15 protein-coding genes are annotated in these 17980 nt (G+C 50.7%); 8 read left to right on the top strand and 7 right to left on the bottom strand.

Annotated features, from left to right (window positions below):
• Window positions 1-115: 115 nt before the first annotated feature.
• From BMW93_RS28155 to BMW93_RS28140, 4 genes are all read left to right on the top strand, one after another.
• Window positions 116-1588, top strand: a complete 1473-nt coding sequence (locus tag BMW93_RS28155; RefSeq protein ID WP_090376304.1) for an IS1182 family transposase — start codon at window positions 116-118, stop codon at window positions 1586-1588.
• Between the two features lie 145 nt (window positions 1589-1733).
• Window positions 1734-2402, top strand: a complete 669-nt coding sequence (locus BMW93_RS28150) for an AraC family transcriptional regulator (RefSeq protein WP_229240899.1) — start codon at window positions 1734-1736, stop codon at window positions 2400-2402.
• Between the two features lie 88 nt (window positions 2403-2490).
• Window positions 2491-3336: an oxidoreductase gene (locus BMW93_RS28145; RefSeq protein ID WP_090384338.1), complete on the top strand. Its 846-nt coding sequence runs from the start codon at window positions 2491-2493 to the stop codon at window positions 3334-3336.
• 58 nt (window positions 3337-3394) lie between these two features.
• Window positions 3395-4078: an NAD-dependent epimerase/dehydratase family protein gene (locus tag BMW93_RS28140; RefSeq protein WP_090384336.1), complete on the top strand. Its 684-nt coding sequence runs from the start codon at window positions 3395-3397 to the stop codon at window positions 4076-4078.
• Here BMW93_RS28140 and BMW93_RS28135 read toward each other — a convergent pair whose 3' ends face one another.
• The 6 genes from BMW93_RS28135 to BMW93_RS28110 all read right to left on the bottom strand — a co-directional run bounded on the left by BMW93_RS28135 (window position 4079) and on the right by BMW93_RS28110 (window position 11079).
• The gene (locus BMW93_RS28135; protein ID WP_090384333.1) at window positions 4079-4717 is read right to left on the bottom strand and encodes a hypothetical protein; all 639 of its coding nucleotides are present in this window, start codon (window positions 4715-4717) and stop codon (window positions 4079-4081) included. It lies immediately after the preceding gene.
• Window positions 4718-4912: 195 nt separating this feature from the next.
• Window positions 4913-5299, bottom strand: a complete 387-nt coding sequence (locus tag BMW93_RS28130; protein WP_090384331.1) for a DUF5618 family protein — start codon at window positions 5297-5299, stop codon at window positions 4913-4915.
• A 50-nt stretch (window positions 5300-5349) separates the two neighbouring features.
• Window positions 5350-8496 (bottom strand): efflux RND transporter permease subunit, encoded by a 3147-nt coding sequence (locus tag BMW93_RS28125; RefSeq protein WP_090384328.1) that lies wholly within the window; start codon window positions 8494-8496, stop codon window positions 5350-5352.
• 1 nt (window position 8497) lies between these two features.
• Complete coding sequence (locus BMW93_RS28120; protein ID WP_090384326.1) at window positions 8498-8797, bottom strand: DUF190 domain-containing protein; 300 nt, start codon at window positions 8795-8797, stop codon at window positions 8498-8500.
• A gap of 12 nt (window positions 8798-8809) precedes the next feature.
• Complete coding sequence (locus BMW93_RS28115; protein ID WP_229240897.1) at window positions 8810-9820, bottom strand: efflux RND transporter periplasmic adaptor subunit; 1011 nt, start codon at window positions 9818-9820, stop codon at window positions 8810-8812.
• 2 nt (window positions 9821-9822) lie between these two features.
• On the bottom strand, window positions 9823-11079 hold the full coding sequence (locus BMW93_RS28110) for a TolC family protein (RefSeq protein ID WP_090384323.1): 1257 nt from the start codon (window positions 11077-11079) through the stop codon (window positions 9823-9825).
• A gap of 218 nt (window positions 11080-11297) precedes the next feature.
• Here BMW93_RS28110 and BMW93_RS28105 point away from each other — a divergent pair, with 218 nt between their 5' ends.
• Genes BMW93_RS28105 through BMW93_RS28090 form a run of 4 tightly spaced genes read left to right on the top strand, consistent with a single transcriptional unit; the run spans window position 11298 to window position 14680 of the window.
• Complete coding sequence (locus BMW93_RS28105) at window positions 11298-12659, top strand: sensor histidine kinase (RefSeq protein WP_090384320.1); 1362 nt, start codon at window positions 11298-11300, stop codon at window positions 12657-12659.
• A gap of 16 nt (window positions 12660-12675) precedes the next feature.
• Window positions 12676-13047 (top strand): response regulator, encoded by a 372-nt coding sequence (locus BMW93_RS28100; RefSeq protein WP_090384318.1) that lies wholly within the window; start codon window positions 12676-12678, stop codon window positions 13045-13047.
• Complete coding sequence (locus BMW93_RS28095) at window positions 13044-14090, top strand: adenylate/guanylate cyclase domain-containing response regulator (protein WP_090384315.1); 1047 nt, start codon at window positions 13044-13046, stop codon at window positions 14088-14090. The genes BMW93_RS28100 and BMW93_RS28095 overlap by 4 nt, the downstream gene beginning before the upstream one ends.
• A 2-nt stretch (window positions 14091-14092) precedes the next feature.
• Window positions 14093-14680, top strand: coding sequence for an HD domain-containing protein (locus tag BMW93_RS28090; protein ID WP_090384313.1), 588 nt, complete (start codon window positions 14093-14095; stop codon window positions 14678-14680).
• Here the strand turns inward: BMW93_RS28090 and BMW93_RS28085 are convergent.
• The gene (locus BMW93_RS28085; protein WP_090384311.1) at window positions 14675-17947 is read right to left on the bottom strand and encodes a cyclic nucleotide-binding domain-containing protein; all 3273 of its coding nucleotides are present in this window, start codon (window positions 17945-17947) and stop codon (window positions 14675-14677) included. The two genes, BMW93_RS28090 and BMW93_RS28085, sit on opposite strands and share 6 nt — an antisense overlap.
• Window positions 17948-17980 lie beyond the last annotated feature (33 nt).

The raw sequence follows: 17980 nt of genomic DNA, 5'->3' as shown, positions 1-17980 counted from the left end.
GTGACTGTTGCACAACTCATGAGGATTAAACCCACTTGGATTTCTATGTTGCAAAACCCAGATTAAGGGGTTGGGAGGTGTTGGCTAAAACCTCGATTTTGGTTAACTTCAGTACATGCAAGGAAAAAAGATTCAACAGGAACGTTTGTTCATCAACTTTCAGCTTTCAGAGTATGTCCCGGCTGATAATTTCTACCGCCAGTTAAGCCAAATACTTGATCTTCGTTTCTTATACAAGAGCACGGCTGACTATTATGGAAGTGAAGGCCAAAAGAGTATCGATCCGGTCGTGTTTATGAAACTGATGCTAGTGGGATATCTTGAAAATCTTACCAGTGATAGGCGGATAATACGCACGTCGCGAATGCGGATGGATATTTTGTTCTTCCTGGGATATGACTTAGATGAAGAATTCCCCTGGCACTCAACGCTCAGTCGTACGCGCAAACTTTATGGAGAAGACCAGTTCATTACATTGTTTAAACAGGTGTTGAAGCTATGTGTAGACCATGGTTTGATCTCCGGAAAACGTCAGGCTATTGACAGTGCACTCGTGCGTGCAAATGCTTCTATCAGTAAGATGGTTGAAAAACAGGTCATGGCCGATGCCAACGTATACGTTCAGGAATTAGCTGACAACGTTGATAAAGATGTTGCAGCGCTGGAAAAGCCAATTTGCAACGATAAAACTACTGGGACTAAAAGGGTTCCTGCATCAAATGAGAGCCACGTTAGCCCTTCGGATCCGGATGCGCGAATAACAATGAAGCCGGGAAAGCCAATGAACCTGTATTATCGCAGCCAGGTCAGTGTTGATACAGCTAGCCATCTTATTACCTATATCGGTGCTTTTCCGGGTAATGCTGCTGACAATGTCAGCCTTCCCAAAATACTCGAAAAAATTGTCGAGAATATGCAGGAGCATAATATTCAAGTCAACGAAATACTAGCAGATACTGGTTACAGCAGTGGAGATGCTATGCGGTCTCTGGCTGAGCATAACATCGAAGGTTACATTCCCAATACTGCCAGTTACAAAAAAGACAGGCAAGAAGAGGGATTTACTTATGATATTGGGAATGACCGATATACCTGCAAAAAGGGAGTGCATGCCACATTTAGATGCTATGAAAAACTTGCTAAAAACAGGAAGCTCCAGAGAAAGATTTACCGAACCAATCCAGCAGACTGTATGAACTGCCCAATAAAAAGTACGTGTCTGAACTATATGGGGACGAGAAGGATCAAGCACTCACTTGATAAGCCATTGTACGATCAGATGTACCAAAGAATGAGCAGCGATAGAGCCAAGACCTATAAAAAGCTTCGTTCCAGCACTGTCGAGCCGGTAATTGGTTCACTAATCAATTATACTGGCATGGGTAGAATAAATGCAAAAGGCATTGAGCAGGCAAATAAATGTATGATTATGGCCGCCATCGCCTACAACTTGAAGAAATTGCTAAAATACAAGGCCGGGCTGTCGCCAAGCGCGACCGATTCCACGAAAAAAAGCATAGATGAGATCATTTACTCCCACCTATGCTACTTTAGGTTGGCAAGAGCGGTTCTACTATCGATATCTTGAAAGGCAAGTCAAAGCTCAAATCAAGCAGTAGTGTTGTGCAACAGCCACTTATAGCCGCAGGGATTTTTACAAGATCGCGCTGATAAGGGGCAAAAACCTGTATCATTACGCCGATAAAAGCCTCGAACTCGACGGGACAGCGCTGATGTTCTTCAACCCGACGGTGCCTTATACCTGGGAAGCGGCCTGCGACACGGTTACCGGGTATTTCTGCATTTTCAAAGAGGGGTTTTTCTCCGAAAAACTGCGAGGTAATGTGGCCGATCTGCCCATGTTTGCGGTGGGCGGAAAGCCGTCCTACATCCTGAACGACGCCCAGGACAGCCACGTAAGTCAGATTTTTGAGAAAATGCTGGATGAAATCGCTTCCGATTATCCGTTTAAATATGATTTGCTGCGGAATTATGTGACCGAGCTGGCCCATTACGCACTGAAAATGCAACCGAGCGAGACATTGTACCAGCATCCCAATGCAAACTCGCGGATCACGGCCGTGTTCACCGACCTGCTCGAACGGCAGTTTCCGATCGAGGCGCCGTCGCAGCGGTTTGTATTGCGTTCCGCCAACGATTTCGCGCAGCATCTTTCGGTACACGTGAACCATTTGAACCGCGCGATCCGCGAAACAACAGGCAAAACGACGACGACGCACATTGCAGAACGCATTACGACCGAAGCGAAGGCACTTTTACGGCATACCAACTGGAATATTTCGGAGATCAGCTACTGCCTCGGCTTCGAAGAACCCTCGCATTTCAACAACTTTTTCAAGAAGCAGACCACCCAGACGCCCTCCGCATTCCGTATTGTTTGAATTTTGCAAGTATCTGTTTGAACCGCGCAATGCCGGGGCGCGGCCACCATTTTACCTTTGTCATGTTCAAAACAATCAACAAAGAACAATGGAAAACAGAAAAGTATGGTTTGTTACCGGCGCCTCCAAAGGCCTGGGACTGGCACTCGTGCAAAAATTATTGGCCAATGGCTTCGCCGTGGCCGCCACATCACGTTCGATCGATGAACTGAAAACTGCTGTGGGGAGTACAGGGGAACATTTTTTGCCGCTGAGCGTGTCACTTACCGACGAGCAGAGCGTGGGCAATGCAGTCGCTGAGACATTGGCCGCATTCGGCCGTATAGACGTGGTCGTGAATAATGCGGGCTACGGGCTTGCAGGAAGCCTTGAAGAGCTTTCGGATGCCGAGTCGCGCGGTAATTTCGATGTCAATGTGTTTGGCACCTTGAATGTGATCCGTGCGGTCATGCCGCATTTTCGTGCACAACAGTCCGGGCATATCCTCAACATTTCATCGATTGCCGGCATTACGGGCGGGTTTCCGGGCTTCGGGATCTATTGCGCCACCAAATTTGCCGTCAATGGCCTGTCGGAGTCACTGGCCGCGGAAGTCGCGGATTTCGGGGTGAAAGTTACCATCGTTGAACCGGGCTATTTCCGCACGGACTTTCTTACCGCAGGCTCATTTGTAACCCCGAAAAACGGCATTGCCGATTACCAGAAGGTGCGCGACTCGGAAGCATTGCACCAGCAGCAGATCAACGGCCAGCAACCGGGGGACCCGGCCAAAGCAGCCGATGCGATGATCCGCATTGCAGGCGAGGCCAACCCGCCGTTGCACCTGGTATTGGGCGAGGATGCGTTCGGTATGGCACAATCCAAGATCGCCACTTTCGCAGCGGAACTGGAAAACTGGAAATCAGTGTCCGTTTCCACGAATTTTGACGCCTAGCCGACTTTAAAATATCCTTATCTTGCGGCATTAACAGCATTTCAAATCCAAACAAACTATGGCCGTTGAAGGAAAAATAAAGGCAATCGTTACAGGAACGACAGGAATGGTAGGAGAGGGTGTACTGCTCGAATGTCTGGAAAATCCGGACGTGGAGTCGGTGCTCATGATCAACCGGCGCCCGCTCGGAATGACCCATCCAAAGCTCAAAGAGATCGTTCACAAGGATTTTCACGATGTTTCACCGATAGAAAACCAGTTGAAGGGCTACAATGCGTGCTATTTCTGCCTTGGGGTATCTTCGGTTGGGATGAAAGAGCCTGAGTACCGGCGCATTACCTACGACCTGACGATGCACGTGGCCGAAGTGCTCAGCCGCCAGAACCCGGATATGACGTTTTGCTACGTTTCAGGCGCCAGTACCGACAGCACCGAAAAGGGCAGCCTCATGTGGGCAAGGGTGAAGGGTAAAACGGAAAATGATTTGCGTAAACTGCCTTTTGATCAGGTGTTTGCATTTCGCCCGGGTATGATGAAGGCGACCAAAGGGCAGAAAAACCTGCCTACGCTGTATAAGCTCCTCGGGTGGCTGTACCCGGTCGTAAAAGCGATTTTCCCCAACGGCGCGTCGACGCTCACGCAAGTGGGCAAGGCAATGATCCATGTCACGAAATACGGGTACGACAAAAATATCCTCGAAGTAGAGGATATTAACCTGGTCGGAGACAGGCAGTACGTGTGATCACTTCATTTTCTCGTACGAGAATGCGTCGCCTTTCAGGAGCGGGTGTTCGCCTGTAAGAGCGCCGTTTTCACCGGGTTTGAGGATGACATTTTCGACGAAAATTTCAATGATCCATGGCTCGATACGGAATTCGAAGTAGTTATCGTCGGACTGCACAGGAAATGAAGTGTAACGTTCCGGCGCCAGCGTGAAGAACAGGTCGATACCGGTCGTTTTGGTTTTGGGTATTTGAAATACGCCTTCCTGGTTCATTTTGCCATATTTTTCACCTCCGGCGGTTTTGATAAGCGTCTCGAAAAAAGGCAGGACCTGTGCATTACTGTCGACGATCTTAACCGTAGTGAAATCATCGGAAGCAGTTTTGCTCGCCACGAGCGCGAAATCACGCTCGGGTTTCGGGCGGCTGTTCAGCACGATCTTTCCATTCTGAAACTGCCATTTGCCGTGCCCGTTGCGGTCCATGGCCCCGTAGGAGAAGTAAAGTTCGAATGTGCTGTCGGGTTTGAGCAGGATAGCGGAGGCGGTTTCCATTACGCCTTGCAGATGATATTCTCCGGGGATGGAATCCGACGATTGCGCGTCGGCTATTTGGCTGGAAATCATGAATAGAGAGAGGACGTAGAGTTTCAGCTGCATGGATGGATGGATAGTTTAAGGTGTATAGTTGAGTTCGCCGAGTTCCGCTAAGGACATACAGCTTAGGAAATTTAGCTAAAAACAGCCATTTTTTCCACTGGATAATTATTATAAGGCTGAAATACAATGCATGATAACAACGAAGCCGGACCCATCGCTGGGCCCGGCTTCATTTTTTTATCGGCGATGTGAAAGTTAGCAATTGGCGGTGCGCTGCTCTACCCAGTGGATGATTTCGTCGGCGCGTTTGAGGCCCTGCTGAGCGACTATGGCGTTCTGTGTACCATCGTAGCCCATGTACAAATGCAGCAGTTCGTATGCGTCCACAAAATTGCCCAACACTTTTTTGTCAATTGAAGCGAGTTGCTCTCTGTACCAGCTAACATCCTTGCGTTTCTTGGTTGTGATTCCAAAGAAGCCATCCAGCGCGACCAGCACGCCAGTGTATGCAGCGTGACCAGCCAGTTTGACATACTTTCGATCGGTATAACGATCATTCTCCTTGACGGCCTTTTCTTTTAAAATGTTTCTGGCATTGTCTAAATAGCGCCTGGCTTCGAGAACAGTGTTTGTGTCTGTCATAGTGATGTGTTTTATGTTTGGAATAAAACAAAAATACATCTTTCAAACCCCTATTCCAATTCCAAGACCTCCCTCGGCTTCTCCGGTTTGCGCCTTTTTTCACTCCACAAATACAGCGGCGGAATGAGGATCGGTGCGAAGAGCAATGTGCTTGTTAACCCACCGATAATCACCGTTGCGAGCGGGCGTTGCACGTCGGAGCCGATGCCCGAGGAAATAGCCGCTGGTACCAGACCGATAATGGCCACCACCAGGATAGACAACATTGCCCGCAGCTGTTCCGAAGATGCTTCGAGTACATGGGTTTCAAGGTCGTTTTCATTGGCCTGTACCGTCCGGTTCAATGCGGAAACGAGCAACACGCCTGCCATCACGGAAATACCGAATATGCTCACGAAACCCACTCCGGCCGAGACGTTGAAGTAGTACCCACGCATGAGCAACGCCACAATACCGCCCCCTAGCGCAAAAAGAATGCAGCTCATCGTTACCATCGTGTGCGGGAGGTTTTTGAACAACATAAAGAGGAACAGGAAGACCATCACAATGGTAAGCGGAATGGTGAATGCCAGCTGTTTACCGGCGCGTTCGAGGTTTTCGTATTGCCCGCCGTAAATGATGCTGTAACCTTTTGGCACGTGCACCTGTGCATTGAGTTTTTTCTGCAATTCCTTCACAAAGCCGCCCTGGTCGCGGCCGCGGATGTTGGTGCGGACGGTCACCATGCGTTTGCTGCCATAACGATAGATATTCGTCTGACCTTCAATAAAATGAATATCGGCCAGCTGGCTCATAGGTATGAGCGCGCCTGTGAGCGACGGCACCTGCACACTCTTGATCGCGTCGATCGAGTTGCGGTATTTGGGCAGAAAACGGATGACGATGTCGTAACGCTTGGTACCATCGTAAAGCGTCGAAATGGTCTTGCCGCCGATAGCCGCTTCGATCATGTTCTGAATGTCGGCCACATTGATACCAAAGCGGGCGGCTGCCTGACGATTGATATTGATAGCTAATTGTTCCTGAGGACCTTCCTGCTCGATATTGACATTGTCCGCGCCGGGCGTGGCTTTCACGATTTTGGCAATGGCTTCGGCTTTTTTGCGCATCATATTCAAATCGTCGCCCACCACGGATACTGCCAGATCTGCCGCGCTGCCGGTCACAATTTCCATTACCTGGTCGATAATAGGCTGGCCGGACGAGAATGCCACGGCCGGAAGCTGTGCCTGCAAATCTGCTTTGATTTTTTCAACCAGCTCCTTTTTGGTAATGGTATGGCTCCACAGGTCATAATCTTTCAAACCAACGAGGATTTCGTTACGGTTGGCGGGGAATGGGTCGGTACCGTCGTCGTTACGACCGGTTTGCGTGATTACGAACGATATTTGTGGGTATTTGGCGATGATCTTCCGGATTTTGGGGGCATAACTCGCGTTTTCCTGGATCGTAATGCCCGCGGGGAAGTTGCCGCGCAAGAAAATGGAGCCCTCGTCGAGAGTCGGCAGAAATTCGGTACCGAGTTTTATGCCAAACAAAACCAGGACAGTAACGACGGCGAAACCTACGAGCACAGTGGCCTTATAGTTTTTCAAAAAGCCTTTCAATGCATTGGAATAAGACTTTGTAAGAAAATCCAGTACAAAATTCTTATGCTCCTTCATCGGTTTGTCGGGATCGGCCAATGCTTTTTTGTAGGCAAATGAAATGAGTACGGGAATGAACGTCAATGCGGCCAGCATCGATCCGATCACCGCGAACGCGAGCGTTAACGCCATGGGGGAGAAGAGCTTGCCTTCTACGCGCGTCATGAGCAGGATGGGCATGTACGCGAGGATGATGATGGTTACCGAGAAGAAGATCTCACGGCCTACTTCCTGTGCGGACAGCAACGTGATTTTGACAATGCCTTGCTGTTTTTCCTCGGGGCTGGCTGTACGGTATTTGCGGATCAAATGCTCGGCCATGACGCACGCGCCGTCGACGATGATACCGAAGTCGATCGCCCCAAGGGAAAGCAGGTTCGCCGGAATGCCGGTTAAACGCATTAATATAAACGCAAACAGCAGCGAGAACGGAATGGTAAGCGCCACCACCAATGCGCTGCGGATGCTACCCAGGAAGAAGATCAGCAGGATTACCACAATCGAAATCCCCTCAAACAGCGTGTGTGCCACGGTTTCCAAAGAGTGGTCGATCAGGAAGCTGCGGTCGTAGAGCGGTTTCAGGTGCACGCCTTCGGGTAGTTCGCTGGCTTCGAGGTCGGCGATCCTTTCTTTTAACACTTTCAAAACCTCGCTCGGGTTTTCGTAGCGGCGGAGCAGGATAATACCCTCCACGCCACTGCTAACGTCCACTTTATCAGCGGTAATGGTGTAGCCCATCACCCCGCTTGGCGGAGGAGGAGTGATCTCGACAGTGGCGACATCCCGCACAAAAACAGGCACCCCATTGTCTGATTTCAACACAATATTCTGAATATCCTGCTCATTCTTAATGGCGCCGAGCCCACGGATCGCGAAACCCTGGCCGCCGCGCGCGATCACGTTCCCGCCGGTATTCTGGTTATTGGCATTGATGGCGTCGATCACATTCTGCATCGACAGGCCGTATTTCACCAGTTTCTCGGGCGAGGTAATGATGTGGAATTGTTTCAATGGGCCGCCAAAAGTGGTCACATCGGCAATGCCCGGCACTTGCAGCAATGCAGGTTTGATCACCCAGTCCTGCAAATCGCGGAGCTGGGTAGGGCTGTAACTCGACGGTGCTTCCACGACGTAACGGAGGATTTCACCGACAGCAGTTGATAACGGCGCAAGTTCGGGTGCAACGCCATCCGGCAGCTCAGCCGAGGCTAGCCGTTCGGTAACTTGCTGACGGGCGAAATAATCGTCTGTACCGTCTTTAAACGTCAGCTGGACTACGGATAGCCCAAAGATCGTCCGGCTACGTCTGTCGAGCACATTCGGGGTGTTTTGCAGGGCCCTTTCGATGGGAACGGTAACCTGTTGCTCCACTTCCTCGGCTGCGCGGCCGGGGTATTGGGCCACGACAATCACATTAGTATCGGCAATATCGGGGTAAGCCTCTATTTTGAGCTGTGTGAAGCACCAGTATCCGACGCCCATCAGCACTACGCTCACAGCGATCACGACCCACCGGTTGCGAAGGCTGAAAAAAAGCAGGTTCTTGATCATTTTAAGTCCACTTGTCTACATGGTTGGTGACTATAAACCCGCTTTTCACCTCTTTCCGAAGCAATGTCAATGCGGATTTAACTTTTTCTTCCTCGTCTATGAAGGAAATGACCATGGGCGTTTCGTCGAAACTGAACAGGTCGTTGGGGCGGCTCAGATGTTTGCCGTCGAAGCCGAGTCGGCCGCGGTATACTGTCGCTCCCTGCACTTTTTGTTTGACCAAAAACTGCATAATGTATTCAAATAGCGGTATTTCGTCTTTCCAGTGGTCGGCACTGATGAAGATCTGGGCTTGAAGCATATCCGGAGGGGGTTAGTAGCCGAACGATAAACCTTTGAGTTGCATGACGCCTTTCGTCACCACATCTTCGCCGTCTTTCAGGCCGCTGAATGCCACGATCCGGTCGCCGATCTGATCGCCGATATTGACCTCCCGGCGTTCGAAAACCTTCGGGGCTGTTTTGAGGAAAACATAATTGCGGCCCTGCACGGTAACCAATGCGTCTTTATTGATACTAAGCCTCTTACCTTCACTTAAACCGAATGCGACGGTGCCGAACATGCCTGCCTTCAGTGTACCATTGGAATTGTTAATGGTTACACGCAGCTTGATCATCCGGGTCGTCTGGTCCACCAGGTCGGCGATGTCGTCGATGGTCCCGGTGAAATCCTCGTTCGGGAAAGCAGTGAACTGGATCGTGCATTTGCTGCCTTTTTTCACCTGGCTGATGTCGCTCTCGGGTACGTCGCATATGATGTACGCGGTGCCTGCGGGCGCGTTGCGAAGTTGTTTCGGTTCGAAACCGCCTGCTTTCAGTTTGGTTTCATGCTCGATAATGGCGGCGCGCTCGTTGATCAGATTGGTTTCTTCCATCGATAATGCCGTCTGCGATTCGAGCAAATCCTTGCCGGTGGCCGCGCCGTGTTCCTGCAAATCCCTGATCCGCGACAGCTCGGTTTTGCGCTGACGGATATTAATATTCTGGATCTGGTTGATCATCGTCAAATGCTGCAAGAGTTGGGTATAATTACCCGACAGCTCAGGGTTATCGAACAGGACGATATTGCCCGAGGCGCCTTCGTTCGAGCGCAAAACTGTGGCCGAAACCTTCGCCGGAGCAGTCACATTCGCCATCAGCGAGGAACTCGAAATCTTTTCAGTCTGGAAAAAATCGGCACTCTCGGCCAGCGGAAACGATATTTTGGTGCCCGACGCATTCACGACCGGCGTGGAATTGTCCTGGACAGGTTTGTTAGCGGCTTTATTCTTGCAACCTGCAATAAATGCCATGGCCAGGCAGGTGCAAACGAGTATCTTCTTCATGATTATTGCGCGATTTGATTGATCATTCCGGATGCGTAAAGGAGGTCGATGTAGCTCTGGCGGTACTGGCCGAGGACGTCGTAATACTGCTGCTGCGTATCGAGCCAGCTGCGCTGGGCTTCCAGGAAGTCGATGATCGTCGTCCCGCCACGGAGGTAAGAATATTTAACACTGTTCAGGATTGTTTGGGATTGAGTTAGTAACTGATTGAAATTCTGTAAGTTCTGTTTGTGCGTGACGTAGCTTTTGTAAGCGGTCAGGATTTCGGTCTGTACCTGGGTTTCGGTGGCGCGGAGATCCTGTTCGGCTTGTTGTTTCAGTACCTGCGATTTCTTGATCTCGCCCTGGTTCCTCGAAAAAATGGGTATTTCAATCGTGCCGTACACACCCATGTAATGCGCCTTGTTCTGCGGGTTGTAGATCAAACCCAGTTCGGGTACCGGCAATGCGCTGGATCTTTGGAGCTTGATATTCGCGTCGGCCACATCCATCGTCGATTTGATGGCCTGGATATCGGTGCGGTCCTGCAATGCCTGCTGTACGATGGCGTCCATCTGATCGGGGAATGCGAATGCGAACTGGTCTGTGGTGTCGATCCGGATCGAGTCCTGCACACCCATGAGGAATTTGAGGTTCGAAAGCTCGTTGCGGTAATCCTGCGATGCCGATTTCAGTTGAATGTCGTACTGGTTCGCGAGCAGCTCCGTGCGTGCGAGGTCGGTGCTGGTGATCACCTGGTTTTTCAGGCGCAGGCGGTTGATGTTGGCCAGCGAATCGATATTGGCCTTCGCGGTGCCCAATAAATCAAGCTGCTTGCGTGCAGCCCAAACGTCCAGCCATTTCTGCGCAACTGTCTGAAACAGATGACGTTCCGTGTCGGCATATTGCTTTTGGGTGAGCCTTACGTTTTGCTGTGCGAAATTGATCTTGTTCTCTCTCTGTACAGGCAACTGAAAAGGCTTGGTAACCTGCCACCAAACCTGCCGGTTGGCGCCGTTGAACCAGCCGGTATTCTCGGGGAACTTGGAAGATTGCACGAGCTGCAACGACTGGTTGTTCAATATCACATTCGGGCGAAGCTGCGCCGTCGTAATGTCGGCCTGCGAGATGTCGACATTAAATTGCTCGCGTTTCAGGATGGGGTTATTGGATTTTGCCGTTTGCAATGCCTGCTGCAAACTGTAGGTTGTCTGGGCCCTTGCCGACGCCATTCCCATCATCGTCAGGATGAGAACCCGCTTTAAAACTGGATAGCACATGTTCGTTTAGTTTGAATTACCTGCGGGCAAAGGTTCTCAGTCGTGCTAAAAATGGTATTAAAACTGTTTTATAAAACCATTAAAATTCCATTATAAATAAATTAGAGCGCACGGTAAGGGGTATTCAGCCACTGAACTGAATTTTTGAGAGAAAATAAGTACTTTGCCAATTATCATAGAATAATAGTAAAATCGAACTACTATTACAAAATTTCTACATGCATTTCATCGTAGCCTTTTTTCTGATCCAGTATGTTGCCTCGTCAATGAAGCATACGGACCAGGCGCCCAAGTGGGACAATTTCTTTAAATATGCCCGCTATTACGTTTTGGCGCTGATTGCGATCTACTATATAGCAAGGCAGCCCGACATGTTTAACTGGGTCTGGAACCTCTCGCTACTGGGCCTGCTGTGGTTTTTTCACAAGGAAGAGGACTTCAAACCGATCCGGTCTACGGCCCAGTCGATCGTCCCGTTCGTGGGCGTATCCATGCTAAGCGACTTTTTAGAGCTGGTTTTTCCTAAATTCCATAAAAGCTATGACGATATTTTCGGCATGGTCATTCTTTTTGCATGGATTTTCTGCTTCGTGATATGGTTTTATGCCAGAAAACAACAGAAAGTACTCGCGCAGGAACGCCGCGACCGTCTGCGTGACGAGGAAATCGCCAAAGAACAGAAGCAATCATTGGAATACCTGGTAGCAGAGCGTACACACGAGCTGACCCAACAGAAAGAAGAGCTCCAAAAAGCCATCGAAGAACTGAAAGCGACGCAGAACCAGCTGATACAGAGTGAAAAAATGGCTTCGCTCGGCGAGCTTACCGCCGGTATCGCACATGAGATCCAGAACCCGCTGAATTTTGTCAACAACTTCTCGGAAGTATCAGTAGAGCTGTGCCAGGAGCTGGAAGAGGAGGTAGATAAGACGGCAATTGACGATAACGACAAGGACTATATCAAGGGCATTATCGCCGACCTGAGCCAGAACCAGCAGAAGATCACGCACCACGGTAAACGCGCCGATTCGATTGTGAAGGGAATGCTGCAACACTCGCGGGCGTCGTCGGGCGAGAAGGAGCCTGTGGACGTGAATGCGCTGGCGGACGAGTACATGCGCCTCGCATACCACGGCCTGCGCGCGAAGGACAAGGAATTCAATGCGGCATTGACCACTGATTTCGACACGACCATCGGGACCGTAAATGTGCTTCCGCAGGATTTGGGCCGTGTTTTTCTCAATCTGTTTACCAATGCATTCTACGCCGTGGCGGAGAAAAAGCGGAAGCTGACCGAAGCCGGCCAGCTGGGCGATTACAAACCCGAGGTAAAAATCAGTACCAAGAAATTTGATAACAAACTATATATCAGGGTTTCAGATAATGGAACGGGAATGCCCGAACACGTAAAAGCGAAGATATTCCAGCCGTTTTTTACCACCAAACCGACCGGACAAGGCACTGGTCTCGGCCTTTCGATGAGCTACGACATCATCACCAACGGCCACGGCGGCGTACTCGAAGTGGATACCGTGGATGGAGAGAAAACGGAGTTCCGCATTACCATTCCCATCGCCTGATTAACCCTAACCGAATATGAAAATACTGGTAGTTGACGACGAGGAAGACGTTAAGTCGCTTTTCGAGCAGAAATTCCGCCGGGAGATCCGCGGCGGGCAATTCGAGTTTTCGTTCGCATTTTCGGGCGAGGAGGCCCTGGAATATATGCACAACCACCCGTCAGAGGTGGTGATGATCCTTTCGGACATCAATATGCCCGGCATGAGCGGTATCGAACTGCTCAAACGCATCCGCACCGATCACCCGTCGGCGCCGCCGCAGGTGATGATGATCACCGCGTATGGCGATGCGGCCAATCACGACCAGGCGATGCAGCTGGGTGCCGACGATTTCCTGACCAAGCCGGTCAATTTTAACGAACTGAAAGAGAAACTGCTCCTGTTATGAAAGCCAAAATACTCGTAGTGGACGACGAGGCCGATCTGCAACTGCTCATCAAACAGAAGTTCAGGCGGCAGATCCGCGAACAGCAATATGAATTTGTTTTTGCCGAAAACGGACTGCAAGCCCTCGAAATGCTGGTGGAGCATCCCGACGTCGATATGGTATTGAGCGACATCAATATGCCCGAAATGGACGGGCTGACGCTGCTCGTAAGGCTAGGAGAAATGAGCCCGCTCCTGAAATCGGTGATCGTGTCGGCCTACGGCGATATGGACAATATCCGCACGGCCATGAACCGCGGCGCATTCGATTTTCTCACCAAACCGATCGATTTTCGCGACTTGGAGGTCACGATGGAGAAAACGCTGCAATATGTGGCGCAGTTGAAAGATACTTTGAAGGCGGTGCGGGAAAACGATATTCTGAGAATGTATGTGGACGCGTCGGTACTGCAATTCATGACGCAGGAAACGTTCGAGAAATCACTCATGACGAGCGAAAATATTGAAGGAACGGTCGTTTTCATGGATATGTGCGGCTTTACGGCCATTTCCGAGAAAGAGCAACCCGACCGCGTCGTGAAGTTGATCAACAAGTATTTCGATGTGATGGTGAAGGAAATCATCGCCCAGGCAGGGCATGTCGACAAGTTCATGGGTGACGCGGTAATGGCTGTTTTCCGGGGTGAATATCATCTGGATCGCGCCGTCGAGTGTTCGCTGGCGGTCCGCAACCATATCAATGGTTTTAAAGAGGAATTGTCGGACCAGTCGGGTTACTTTCCGAAGGTTTCGATCGGTATTAATTCCGGCGAAATGGTATCCGGGAATATCGGTTCGGCCGCATTGAAACGACTGGATTATACCGTCATCGGCGACGTCGTGAATGTGGCCCAGCGGTTGCAATCCATTGCCAAACCCGGGCAGGTAGTGGTGGCGGAATCAGCCTACGAGCAGTTGAAAGAGGCATTTCAATGCAGCCTGGTAGGAGAGGTGAACCTCAAAAACAAGTCGAATCCGGTATTGATCTACGAAGTGCTCGAATAGCTATGCAAATCGAAAAGGCCGAACTATACGTGCTCGGACAGCTGGAAAACCGGCTTGACCGGACGCTTTTTTACCACGGAATCCATCATACGCTCGACGTCGTACGCGTTTCGGCCGAAATCGCGGCGCTGGAAGGCATTACCGATCCGGAATCGCTCTCACTGCTGCGAACTGCCGCATTCTATCACGACAGCGGCTTTTTGACGACCTATCAGGGCCACGAAGAAGCTGGTTGCGCGCTCGCACGCGAGGTTTTGCCCGGGTTTGAATACTCGGATCAGCAAATAGAAACAATATGCGGGATGATCATGGCTACAAAGATTCCGCAAAGCCCCGAAAACGCGTTGGAAATGGTCCTTTGCGACGCCGACCTGGATTACCTCGGCCGCGACGATTTCGAGCCCATTGCGGCCACTTTATTCGAAGAATTGAAAGTCCGGGATATGGTGGAGGACATTCCTGCATGGGACGCGGTGCAGGTCAGGTTCCTGGAAGCGCATGCCTATTGGACTGCTTCGGAGCGGAAGCGCAGGGATGCCGCCAAGCAACGGCATCTCCAACACCTCAAAAATACAGCACGCGCCTTATAACTGACGCATTTTCTCGTTCTGCACGCGGATACGCTGGCACAGGATACGCAGCACATTGCGCAGGATTTCGTCGCGTTCTTCCATCAGTTCAAAGAAATCTTCCTGGTCGATGCGAAATACCAGCGCGTCGGTTTCGGCCACGGTTGTGGCTGAACGCGGCTCGGTATCCAGCAATGCCAGCTCCCCGAAAATCTCGCCTTTATCGAACAATGCGAGCTGTTTCGGACCGTCGTAAATGCCTACCTGACCGGTGTAAATGATGTACATCGAATCGCCGAGGTCGCCTTTGGCAAATATCTGCTGGCCGTCGCTGTAAGTTACTTCCTTCATGATCGGGGCGATGGAGCTGAGCACGTTCTCGGGAGTCTGCGCGAAGAGCTGGGTGTTTTTAAGTACGATCACCCTTTCCATTTCGGAAATCTGCTGGGTAGGTTCGGCGTGTTTCATAGGGATTCGAAGCGAGAATTTAAGTTCGGGACGTTGCGCGAGGACGGCATACCGTTCATGCACGGCCTCGCGCACGAGGCGCGATGAATGGTTGGCGAGCTTTTCGAGATGGATCAGATCGGTCTCTGCAATGTCGCATTTGCCGACGGCGAGCGCGATCGTCCAGGTCGTGAATGACCGCTCTTCCTGCGAGAGAATAGTAGTGATCAGTGAGAGTCCGGGCTCGACGTTACCCATGTATTGGCGCAGCGCGTCGCGCTTTTTCTGGATAGTGATATTTTCAAATAATGCATGCAGAGACGGGTACAGCATTCGCGGCAAAAGGCTCTCGATGAGTTCAAGCGAATTGGCTCGCTTCTCCTTGCTCGCATGCCTGATTCCCTTCCAGGCGCTCTGCACAGCTTCCTTATCGTACTGCATCATGAAGAGGTAGAACAGCCGTTGGGCAGTCAGTTCCAGTTCGTACTCCAATGCATCGTTCCAGATAATATCGTTTTCGGAAGCGTCCATTCCGTTCAGTAGCTGGCCGGCGTGGATGAGTTCTTTCTCCACAAACTCGGGTATAAGTTCTTTATAGTCAGATATTAATGTGTATTGACTAAGCGCTTTAAGTGCAGCTATATGGGTAAAACTGTCGATATTTTCGATATGGATAGCGCTTTCTTTCCTTTTAGTATTACTTATATTTTCAGTATTAATTAAAAGTTTGTGCTGGTAAATATTTTTAATAAGATTAAAAAGTATTTGAAGTATAAATTCGTGTCTACCTTTTTCAGCCGTTTTAATGAAGGTACGAATGCGGTCGCCGGTGACGTCCTTGGCCAGCCATTCCTCGATAATACGGATGCCGAGGTCGCCGGAACTGATCATCGCGTGGATCGTCGCGGGCGTCAATGTGCCCGTAAGCACAAGGCGCAAGTCGCGTAGGAGGGAGGGAGAACCCACCGTCGCGGCTACCTCGATCGCGTAGTTGCGTACGCGTTGCGAGCCGTTTTGAATGCAGCTTTTAAGCAGGTTTTCGTAGGAATTAATGCCGGTTACTTTCAGGCAGTCCAGGGCTGCGAGTTGGTGGCTTTCCTGCTCCGAGCCGAACAGTCGTTGCAGCGTTCCGTGAATCAGTGGCAATGCCTTGGCGGCTTCCCAGCAGCCGATAATGGTGCCTTTTACAATGTCGAGGTCGCTGTGGGCAAGGAAGCGGGCGGTTTGCTCTTCGTTCAGTCGCCCGTTCGCGCAGGCGAGGCGCACGGCGAGTACCTGGCAGGCCGCGTCGGGTTCGTCTTCGATGTATTGGATGAATGACGCCGAAAGCTCGGGTTTTTCTAGTGTTGAAAGCGTTTGTAATGTTTTCAATCTAACCTGTACAAAGGGACTTTTCAAAAGCTCGTCGGCATGCTTGCGGAAGAGCGAAACCTTGTTCCGTGCCAGCCAGTCGATCGCATTCAAAACCTCTTCCTTGCGGTCGCTTTGCAGGTTTTCGGTAATGATCGGCAATGCTTCGGCAGGGGAGGCCATTTCGCCGCTGCGGATAAACCGTTTGCTGATCGCCGATTTCAGTTCCTGCATATAATGGCGGTACGTTTTCCGGAACACCAGCAATGCAGCGACGGCGAACAGCAGCGACAAATCGAAAGTGAGGCTGATATCGCTCCAATGCTGCGTGTAAATGACCCAGAGCAGCGCGCCTGCAATGAGCATTCCCAGCGGCTCAAAAAGCCCTTTCGCGAGCGTGTGGCCTTTCAAACGGGTCTTGGTTGAAAGCGGCTGGAATAATACGAGGAAAACGGGGTCGAAAATGGTGCGCCTGACCAGCTCGAAAAGCAGGTAGGCAATGCAGTAGTATACCAGCAGCGAAGGTTCGTCTTTGCGGAAATAGGACGATACCAGCAGGCCAAGCGAAATGGCGATCGTGGTGAGCGGCAGCAGGTACAAAGTAAGTTTGATGCCGAAGCGCTCCACGGTTTTGCTCGAAAACAGCATTTTTACGAAGGTCGAAATCACGTAAGTAGCCGTCAGCAGCGAACCGACGAAGAAAATCACGTCGTGCTGGCTGTGGAATTTGTATTTGACATTCACAAAGAAATGGTACTCGATCCACGTGGCCGTGGCCGCAATGGCGACCATGCCGATGCAAAGCGAGGTAAGCAGCTTATTGCCGCCAAAGTATTTCTGGATAATGCGCGATTCCGATTCCGTTGTGCGGGTACGGGCGTGATGCGGGTTCGGAATGTCGGTGTGCCGGAAGGTAAGTATCTGCGTGTAGAATGCCAATGCGAAGAAAACCAGCGAGATAGCCAGCAAAATGGCCAACACCGATGGCGAATGTATCAGCACCGCCAGCACGGCACCCAGTGCTTTGGCAGGCATATCGCCCGAGCCGATCACGCTAAACAGCCTCTTACTTTGGCGTACATCGAATACCAACGCCGATAATCCCCAGAATTCCAGGTTAATGAGTAAGTAGATGATGCGGTAACCGACCATAACCGCAATGGCCGTAGCCACGCCGTGCCCGACCAGCAACAAGCCCATTACCACAACCACCATGAACAGCGACGAGAGCATCGTGCCCAGGCTCAGCTTTTTTAGCAAAAGATGGTGTTCGAAATACTCGTATACCTTGCCGGAGGCCATCACGGCCAGTGCGGCGGCGATGTAGGCCAGCGGCAGCGAGTACTCGGGATGGTTTTCGAGCAGGAGCACGTTGGCAGAAACATACACCAGCGTGGTACCGACATTCGTGAAGAAGTTATGAAAGAAAAAAAGGGTTGTTTGCGGATTGAAGGACTTCGTAAAGCGGTTTTGGCTTAGAAATGGGATCATAGAAGTGGAATGCTAGCGTCGCTACTGTAAAGT

It is taken from the genome of Dyadobacter sp. SG02 (assembly GCF_900109045.1).
Taxonomy (GTDB): Bacteria; Bacteroidota; Bacteroidia; order Cytophagales; family Spirosomataceae; genus Dyadobacter.
The sequence above is the reverse complement of the archived record's forward strand: the minus strand, read 5'-3'. Positions and strand labels throughout refer to the sequence as shown.